This window comes from Leifsonia sp. (assembly GCF_051955155.1).
In the GTDB taxonomy this organism is placed as follows: domain Bacteria; phylum Actinomycetota; class Actinomycetes; order Actinomycetales; family Microbacteriaceae; genus Leifsonia.
Genome location: NZ_JBQCGZ010000014.1, coordinates 1 through 7601, shown reverse-complemented (window position 1 = coordinate 7601; position 7601 = coordinate 1). Strand labels below are relative to the sequence as shown.

Below are 7601 nucleotides of genomic sequence, written 5' to 3'. Positions count from 1 at the left end.
GGGGGCGGGCGTGAGGGGTGTTCGAGAGCAGTCCCTCGCGCCCGGGGGGGGGCGGGGGCCCGGGGGGCGGGGGGGGGGGGGGGCCGCCCCCCCCGCGTCCCCGTCGCCCGGCTACTCCGCGATGACGCGGCGGAGGAAGGTGGTCACGTGCTCGCGCAAGGCCTGGATGCGCTGCTCGCGCGCCGCCTCCACGTCGAACCCGACGTAGGCGAGGGCGGGCCGCTTGCGCACGTTGGCCGAGCACTCGAAGCCGGAGCACACCAGCGTTCCGAGGGTGTTGCCGTTGCGGCCGGCGGCGCCGGCGCGCTTGGCGATGAAGAAGACGACTTCGTTCGGCAGGTGCACGTCCTCGCACCACGAGCACTGCGGGCGGCTGCGGACGCCGCCCTCGGCCTTGCGCAGCAGGACGCCGACGGGTTCGCCGTCGACCTCCGCGATCGCGTAGCCGAGGTTCGGGTTCTTGCGATCGCGCCAGCCGAGGTAATCGATGTCGTCCCAGCGCACGGCGGCCAGGTCGGGGAGAGTGAGCTCCTTCCGTTCGCGCTGCGAGGCGTTGACGAAGGAGGCGCGGAGCTGCTGTTCGGTCAGGGGGAGCATGGAGTGGTTTCCTGTCTGTCGGTCTGCGGGCCGCGGCAGCGCGTGGCGCTGCGGGTCCGGGATGCGGTGCTCGCGGAACGCGGACGCCGGCCGATCGGCGGCGTGCGCGGCGGTGCCGGCCGTCACGGCGCGGTGGGCGCGCGGAAGCGGCCGCGAGCGGGCGCGCCGAAGAGGGCGCGCGGGATCACGCGAACGAAGACGGGGCTATCTCACGCCGGCGATGACGACGCCGACGACCTCCAAACGCCCCGAGGGCGGAGACGAGATGAACGGATCCACGCGGACAGTCTACGACACGCCCGGGCGGTCGGGACGGGATGCGCTGTACACGCTGGCGAAACCGGAGCGCGTATTGTCCACGGCGTCGATACACCAGGGGTGCCGGCGCTGCCTAACATCCTCTGCATGACCAGCGTTGCCATCGAAGACGAGCCCGACACCGACAGGCTGCGGATCGAGGACGTGGTCATCCTCGGCTACGACTGAGCCGCCGCGCTCCCCGACGCGGACAAGCGCGGCGGCGACCGGGACACCCGAGATGCCGGTCGCCGCCCACCGGGAATCGCAGTACTGCCGCCCGTCCCCATACGGTCCGGCCTGCCGTCCGGTTGCTTAGTGCACACAGTAATGGCGCAGAACGGTTTGTCAACCGGGTGCGGCGACGAACCTCACTCGAGCTCGGCGGCGAGGAGCTCGATCGCCTCCGCGACCGGCGCGGGCGCCTCCCACGCGGTGAAGTGGCCGCCGCGCGTGAGCCGCTCGAAGCGGCGGATGTCGGTGTAGCTCTTCTCGGCGAGGCTGCGCGGGTAGGCCGCCTCGTGCGTCTGGATGAGGATGCTCGCCGGCACGTCGATCACGGGATGCAGCTCGTCGCCGTCCGGCGATTCCGTGTACGGCCGGAAGCTCGTCCCGATCGACCGGGTCAGCCAGTACAGCGCGACGTTCGTCAGCAGCCCGTCCGGGTCGTCCTCGATCAGGCGGTGACCGTCGCTCCACGCCCGCACCTTCTCGGCGATCCACGCCAGCAGCCCGCTGGGGGAGTCGACCAGCGCGGCGGCGAGGGTGTCCGGTCGCGTGCCCTGCTGGTGCGCGTAGCCCGACTCCGCGGGCGTGGCGACGGACGCGAGGAACGCTCGCTCCTCGTCGGTCAGCTCGACGCCGGGCCGGCTGCGCGCGGAGAACGAGGCGTGCGAGGCGACGATGCCGACCGCGGCGGGATGCGCCCCCGCCAGCCAGTCGCTCACGCCGGCGCCGACGTCCTCGCCGTAGGTGAGGTACCGCTCGTAGCCGAGCTCCCGCGTCATCAGCGCGTCCCAGCGCTCGGCGACGGCGGCGGAGGAGAACGGGACGGGCAGCGTTCCGGAGAACGCGTAGCCGGGCAGCGACGGCACGACGACGTCCCTGCTGCCGGCCAGCGCGTCCACCAGTGGCAGCATGCTCGCGAACGAGTACGGCCAGCCGTGCGTGAGCACCACCGGCAGCCGCTCGGGATGCGCGCTGCGCACGTGCACGACATGGATGCGGCAGCCGCCGACCGTCGCGACCGCCTGGTCGTACGCGTTCAGCCGTTCCTCGACGGCCGGCCAGTCGAGTGCCCGCCAGCGCTCCACCAGGGCGCGGAGCACGGCGGGCGGGATACCCTCCGACCAGTCCGGTCCCGGCGTCTGCTCCGGCAGGATCGCCCCGTCCAACCGGCGGTGCAGATCGTCGATGACCGCCTCCGGGACGGCGATGCGGAAAGCCTCCATGCGCCGACCCTACGGGCCACCTCCGACACACCCCGCCTCCACGGAGCGAGTGTGCACGAACGGTACGCGTGTGGCTCGGTGGGGGGATGAGTGCGGCGTCGGGGAACGAGTGCGCCTGCGCGCGCAGGCGCAGTCGTTCCGCGGGGGCGCACTCCCGGCGCGCGTAGGGTGGAGTGCATGGTCGAGGAGCGCGGACGGGAGAGCGATCCCCGCCTCGAGGCCGTCCGCTACCGGGTGCGCCGGGACGCGGAGGCCCGCGGGGAAGTTGTCGAGGAGAACAACGCCGGGCAGCCGACGATGGATCAGCGCGCGCATGTGATCGAGAACGCGATCCAGCAGGCCATCCGCCGCGGCGAGTTCGACGACCTGCCGGGCGCGGGCAAGCCGCTGCAGGGGCTGACCGGGACGCATGATCCCGACTGGTGGATCCGCCGCAAGATCGAGCGCGAGCAGCTGACCGGCCTCGGCCCGCCGGCGCTCACGCTGCGCACCGAGGACAAGGACCTGCACGCGACGCTCGACGGCCTCGGCTCGGAGCGCGCGGTGCGGGAGCATCTGGAGGACTTCAACCGTCGCGTGGTGAACGCGCGCCGGCAGCTGCAGGGCGGTCCGCCCGTCGTCACGCCGACCCGCGACGTCGACGCCGAGGTGGCCGCGTGGCACGACCGCCGCGCCGACCGCATCCGGGCGGCGGAGGCGGCGCGCCGGGCGGAGCAGGAGGCGCTCGCCGCGCTGAGCAGGCGCGAGCGACGGCGGCTCCGCAAGGGGCGCTGAGGGCGCAGAGCGCGGGGGATGCGGACGACGCTCACGACGCCGCGCGCGGCCCCGCCCCGCGCTCACTCCGACAGGTGCTGCTTGGTGTTCGTGTAGACGATCGAGTCCGCGGTCGCGCCGACCAGGCCCAGCGTGACGCGGAGCAGCTGCGGCGGCAGGCCGTCGTTCGGCGGCGGGGTGTCGGCGCCGAGCGTGTACGAGTGTCCGTTCGCGTCGGTCGCTGTGATGGAGTCGAGGTACACCTGCACGTGTCCCTTCAGCGTCATCGTGTCCGCGGTCGTCGCCAGCGAGGGGCCGGTCTGCTTGCGCACCGTGAGGCTGAAGCCCTGGATGGTGATGCTGTCCGCGGTGAGCTTGAGCACGGTGGTGCGCGAGCCGTCGGCGAGCGGCACGGTGACGACGGAGATGCCGGGGAGACCGGTGAACGACAGCGACCGGCTGCCGAGCTGCGCCGGCGGCTGCGTGAAGACGGGCGCTCCCGCGTCCGGACCGGACGGCGCGACGGGTGCGGGCGTGGCGGTCGGCGTCGGGGTGGGGGTGCCGGAAGAGCCCGGTGCGCCCGGGGCGCCGGGGACACCCGGGATGCCGGGCAGCGTCCCGGAGGGGGTCGGGGTCGGCGTCGGCGTCGAGCCGGGCGTGCTGCACGGCAGGATGATCGGGATGCAGAAGGCCGTGCGGGCGGACGTGCTCGCCGGGACGGGCGCCGCGCCGAGGCCAGCGACGGCCACGGTGGCGCAGGCGAGCAGCGCTCCGGCCAGCGAGCGCAGGCGAGCGCGGGGAGTCCGCTGCCGGCTCACGCGATCGCGTCCTTGGTGTCGGGACCGCGATCCGCGTCGGCGGGGACGTCGGTCGTGCTGACGGTGTCGGTGTCGACGGGGTCGGCGCCGTCGGCGTCGGAGCCGCCGTCGGCCACCTCACCCGCCTTCGCCTCCGCCTTCGGCATCCACGCCACCGTCAGCACCCCGCCGACCGCGGCCAGCAGCATCCCGATGAAGAAGCCGCCGAGGTTCACGCCGACCAGCGAGTAGACCGCGACCGCGAGCGCGATCACGCCGTAGAAGATGCGGTGCGCCGGCATCGCGATGACGAGGATCCCGAGCAGCACGAGCAGGAGCGGGATGATCGTCGCCTGCAGGCCCTCGATGCCGAGCTGCACGTGGATGCGGCCGATGTCGAGCTGGCCGGAGAAGAACATCTCGATGCCGCCGAGCGCCGTCAGCACGCCGCCGACGAAGGGGCGGCGTCGACGCCAGTGCCGGAACCGGGCCCTGGCGCCCGATCCGTCCCTGGCGTCCGCGCGCCGCAGCGCGTCCGCGCGGCGCACGGCGTGCGCGTTCAGAAGCATCCCTTCGAGCCGTCCGTGAGCTGCACGTGCATGCCGCTCAGCGTGAAGACGGAGGCCTGGGTGCTCCACGCGGTCTGCTGGAGGTTCGAGATGGTGACGGTGTCCGCGTCCTGCGCGAAGTCGCCCGCGGTGCCCTTGGCCGTGGTGTTCACGGTCGAGGCGTCGACGCCGATCCGGATGTTGTGGAACTCGGACTCGCCCTTGAGGTCCGTCATGCCGATCTGCAGGTCGGACGCCGAGGCCGGGTTGCCGCCGCCGCCGGCGGTGATGAGCATCCCGACCTTGCCGAGCGGGGTGTCCGTGACGACCGACTGGCAGAGGTCGGCGAGGGTCGCCGTCTTGATGTTCGCGATGGCCACCTGGTGCTGCTTGCCCGCGGTGTCCGGGGCGACGCCGGCGTACTGCGAGAACCCGGTGCCCTCGAGCTTCGAGGCGCTGATCTGGAACTGGCTTCCGGAGACGGCGAACGACACGGGGACCGCGCCCTGGGCGACGCCGGTCATCAGGACGGTGGAGACCACGGCGACGGGCACGGCGGCGAGCACGATGCGTCCGGTGTGCGAGCCGGCGAGAGAGCGGAACTTCATCGATCCTCCTGTTCGGGGGACTTGACAGCGACGGTGCAATCAGTCCTCTGCGAGCATAAACGCTATTGACCGATTGTCAATAGCGCGGCTGACGGCGCGGCCAGAGCGTGTAGGAGATCGCCCAGACCGCGTCGATGCCGAGGATGACGAGCGCGATCCGGCCGGCGTCGAGCAGCGCCTGAGTGCGCGCCGAGTCGCCGGCGATCAGCCAGAGCAGGCCGAGAACGCTCGCGGTGATGGCGACCGCGAGCGCGGAGCGTGCGACATCGATCCAGCAGGCGCGGGCGTACTCTGCGCCGTACTTCTTCCGCGGGGCTTCGCCTCCCGCGAAGCGGTGCGCGAAGCGCACATCCGCCCAGCGGATGAGGGCGTGGCCGTACGCGATGGAGAAGCCCAGGTAGATCGCCGCGAGCCCGTGCGCGAAGGTGGCCGTCGCCCCGCCACGCAGGTCGAGCGCCGTCGCGCCGAGCAGCACCAGGTCGGCGGCGGGGGAGAGCGCGAGCAGAACCGCGCCGAGCCGCGGCCGCCGCAGCAGGTAGCGCGCGCTCAGCCCGGCGACGAGGAATACCCAGAACAGCACCTCGCACGCGACGATGACGACGACCAGCATCCATCCCCCAGTTTTACTAGCACGACCGTATTACAACGTGGATGCTAGCACGGCCGTGCTACGCTCCGCTGCATGCCACGGACGATCGACCACGACGCGCGCAGGGCCGAGCTCGCCGAGGCGGTCTGGCGCGTCATCCTGCACCGCGGCATCGGCGCGGTGTCCGTCCGCACGGTCGCGGCGGAGGCCGGCGTCGTCGTCGGATCGCTCCGTCACCTGTTCCCGACCCGCGCCGGGCTGATCGCGTTCTCCGCCGAGCTGATGATCGCGCGGGCGACCGAGCGCCTGCGCTCGGTCGTATCGACCGGCGACGCGCCCGTCGACGCCCTCGCGCTGCTGCGCCAGCTGCTCCCGCTGACCCCGGACAGCAGGGCCGAACTGGAGGTGAACCTCGCGCTCATCGCCGAGACCCCCGCGCTGCCGGAACTCGCGGACATCCGAGACGAGGCGGCGGCGGGCATCCGGAGGATCTGCGTCCACGTCGTGTGCGTCCTGACCGGTGCAGCAGCGGATGCGCCGCACGTGGCGATCGACGCGCGCCGACTGCACGCGCTTGTCGACGGACTGGCGCTGCAACTGCTGCACGCCCCGGAACTCGATGGCGTCGCGACCGCCGCAGATCAGGAGGCCGCCCTGGAGGTGCTGCGCGCCGAGATCGCAGGTCTCGCCGCGCGAGGCGGCCGTTAGGCTCGACGCATGGAGACCGACCGGCGCACCCGGCTGACCCCGGACGAGCGCCGGGCCCAGCTGGTCGCGCTCGGCGTCGCGTTCCTCGCCGACAACCCGCTGGACGAGCTCAGCATCGAGGACCTCTCTGCGCGCGCGGGCGTCTCACGCGGCCTGCTGTTCCACTACTTCGGGTCAAAGCAGGGACTGCACCGCGAGGTGGTCCGCACGGCGCGGGACAGCATGCTGCACGCCACCGAGCCCGTCGCCGACCTGCCGCCGCTGGAACGGCTGCGGGACACGCTCGCGCGCATCGTGGCGTTCGTCCGGGAGCACCGCGGCACGTTCTACTCGCTCGTCCGCGGCGTGGCCAGCGGCGACGAGGAGGTGCGGTCGGTGGTCGAGGAGGCGCGCGGCGAGCAGGCGGAGCGCGTCACCGCCGTCTTCCTGGAGCTGGGCGTCCCGGACGGGCCGCTGCTGCGCATCGCGCTGCGCTCCTGGATCGCCTTCGCCGAGGAGGCGCTCGTCGAGAGCGCGCTCGGCACCGACCTGCCGGACGAGCGGATCGTCGACTTCCTGGAGCGCAGCGCGCGCGGGGTGGTGGACGCGGTGCGGCAGGGCTAGATGCCCTCCTCCTCGACGTCCTCCTCGGTCAGGATCCCGTCGTCCGGGTCGTCCTGCGGATCGTGCTCGTCGTACTTCGGCTGCGCCTCTGCGCCGGGGTCGTTGCCCCAGACGGTGTCCCCGGCGACCGCGTCGTTGGTCACCAGCTCGTCGGCGAAGTCCGCCTCGGCGATCGGATCGTCTGCGGCGTAGTCGACGTCGCCGTCGTCGGTGTCCGTCCAGCCGGCGGTGTCGCCGGCGTCGGCGTCTCCGAGCTCAGGGGCGTCCACGCCGTCATCCGGGATGCGGTCCATGCTGGTCTCCTCTCGGGTGGTCGTGCCGCGACCGTACACCCGCGTCCCGGGCGCGCAGAAGGGGGCCGCGCGTGCGGTCGGCCGCCCGCCACCGGGCCAGCCGGGGGCCGACGTCCACCGCGGCGGCGGCTCACAATCCTCGGCCTACGATGAATTCAGGTCCTGGGATTGATGGCGGCTCGCGCGGTTTTGCTGGGTGTGCTTGCGCTGCTGTGCGCCGCGTGCGGCGGCGGCGTGCCGCGCTCGCAGGTGGCTGACATGTTGGCCGTGAGTCAGCCGACGCCGGATCCGACGCTCGACGCGGTCGTGCGCGACCTCCCGCGCAGTCTGGCTGGCATTCCGCCGACGCCGACGCCA

At 72.8% G+C, this 7601-nt stretch carries 11 protein-coding genes; 4 read left to right on the top strand and 7 right to left on the bottom strand.

Features of this window, described 5'->3' with window-relative positions; all coding sequences use genetic code 11:
* Window positions 1-111 precede the first annotated feature (111 nt).
* Entirely contained in the window at window positions 112-597 is a 486-nt protein-coding gene (locus ACTHMF_RS01565; protein ID WP_314148794.1) for an FBP domain-containing protein, read from the bottom strand.
* A gap of 668 nt (window positions 598-1265) precedes the next feature.
* Entirely contained in the window at window positions 1266-2345 is a 1080-nt protein-coding gene (locus ACTHMF_RS01560) for an epoxide hydrolase family protein (protein ID WP_440316020.1), read from the bottom strand.
* 177 nt (window positions 2346-2522) lie between these two features.
* Between ACTHMF_RS01560 and ACTHMF_RS01555 the strand changes: the two genes are divergently transcribed.
* Window positions 2523-3119 (top strand): DUF1992 domain-containing protein, encoded by a 597-nt coding sequence (locus ACTHMF_RS01555; protein ID WP_440316019.1) that lies wholly within the window; start codon window positions 2523-2525, stop codon window positions 3117-3119.
* Window positions 3120-3181: 62 nt separating this feature from the next.
* On the opposite strand, the gene ACTHMF_RS01550 is transcribed toward ACTHMF_RS01555, so the two are convergent.
* The 4 genes from ACTHMF_RS01550 to ACTHMF_RS01535 form a co-directional block, all read right to left on the bottom strand.
* Window positions 3182-3916: a hypothetical protein gene (locus tag ACTHMF_RS01550; protein WP_440316018.1), complete on the bottom strand. Its 735-nt coding sequence runs from the start codon at window positions 3914-3916 to the stop codon at window positions 3182-3184.
* Window positions 3913-4464: a DUF6114 domain-containing protein gene (locus ACTHMF_RS01545; RefSeq protein WP_440316017.1), complete on the bottom strand. Its 552-nt coding sequence runs from the start codon at window positions 4462-4464 to the stop codon at window positions 3913-3915. Before ACTHMF_RS01545 ends, ACTHMF_RS01550 begins: the two co-directional genes overlap by 4 nt.
* Window positions 4455-5051, bottom strand: a complete 597-nt coding sequence (locus ACTHMF_RS01540; RefSeq protein ID WP_440316016.1) for a DUF6230 family protein — start codon at window positions 5049-5051, stop codon at window positions 4455-4457. Before ACTHMF_RS01540 ends, ACTHMF_RS01545 begins: the two co-directional genes overlap by 10 nt.
* 76 nt (window positions 5052-5127) lie before the next feature.
* Window positions 5128-5661: a hypothetical protein gene (locus ACTHMF_RS01535; protein WP_314149795.1), complete on the bottom strand. Its 534-nt coding sequence runs from the start codon at window positions 5659-5661 to the stop codon at window positions 5128-5130.
* A 72-nt stretch (window positions 5662-5733) separates the two neighbouring features.
* Here ACTHMF_RS01535 and ACTHMF_RS01530 point away from each other — a divergent pair, with 72 nt between their 5' ends.
* Together ACTHMF_RS01530 and ACTHMF_RS01525 are read left to right on the top strand one after the other, a co-directional pair.
* Window positions 5734-6348, top strand: coding sequence for a TetR/AcrR family transcriptional regulator (locus ACTHMF_RS01530; RefSeq protein WP_440316015.1), 615 nt, complete (start codon window positions 5734-5736; stop codon window positions 6346-6348).
* Window positions 6349-6357: 9 nt separating this feature from the next.
* Entirely contained in the window at window positions 6358-6951 is a 594-nt protein-coding gene (locus ACTHMF_RS01525; RefSeq protein ID WP_314149797.1) for a TetR/AcrR family transcriptional regulator, read from the top strand.
* Here the strand turns inward: ACTHMF_RS01525 and ACTHMF_RS01520 are convergent.
* Complete coding sequence (locus tag ACTHMF_RS01520; RefSeq protein ID WP_440316014.1) at window positions 6948-7244, bottom strand: hypothetical protein; 297 nt, start codon at window positions 7242-7244, stop codon at window positions 6948-6950. The genes ACTHMF_RS01525 and ACTHMF_RS01520 overlap by 4 nt on opposite strands.
* A gap of 171 nt (window positions 7245-7415) precedes the next feature.
* On the opposite strand from ACTHMF_RS01520, the gene ACTHMF_RS01515 reads away from it, so the two are divergent.
* A partial coding sequence (locus ACTHMF_RS01515; protein ID WP_440316013.1) for a hypothetical protein occupies window positions 7416-7601 on the top strand: 186 nt, incomplete at its 3' end.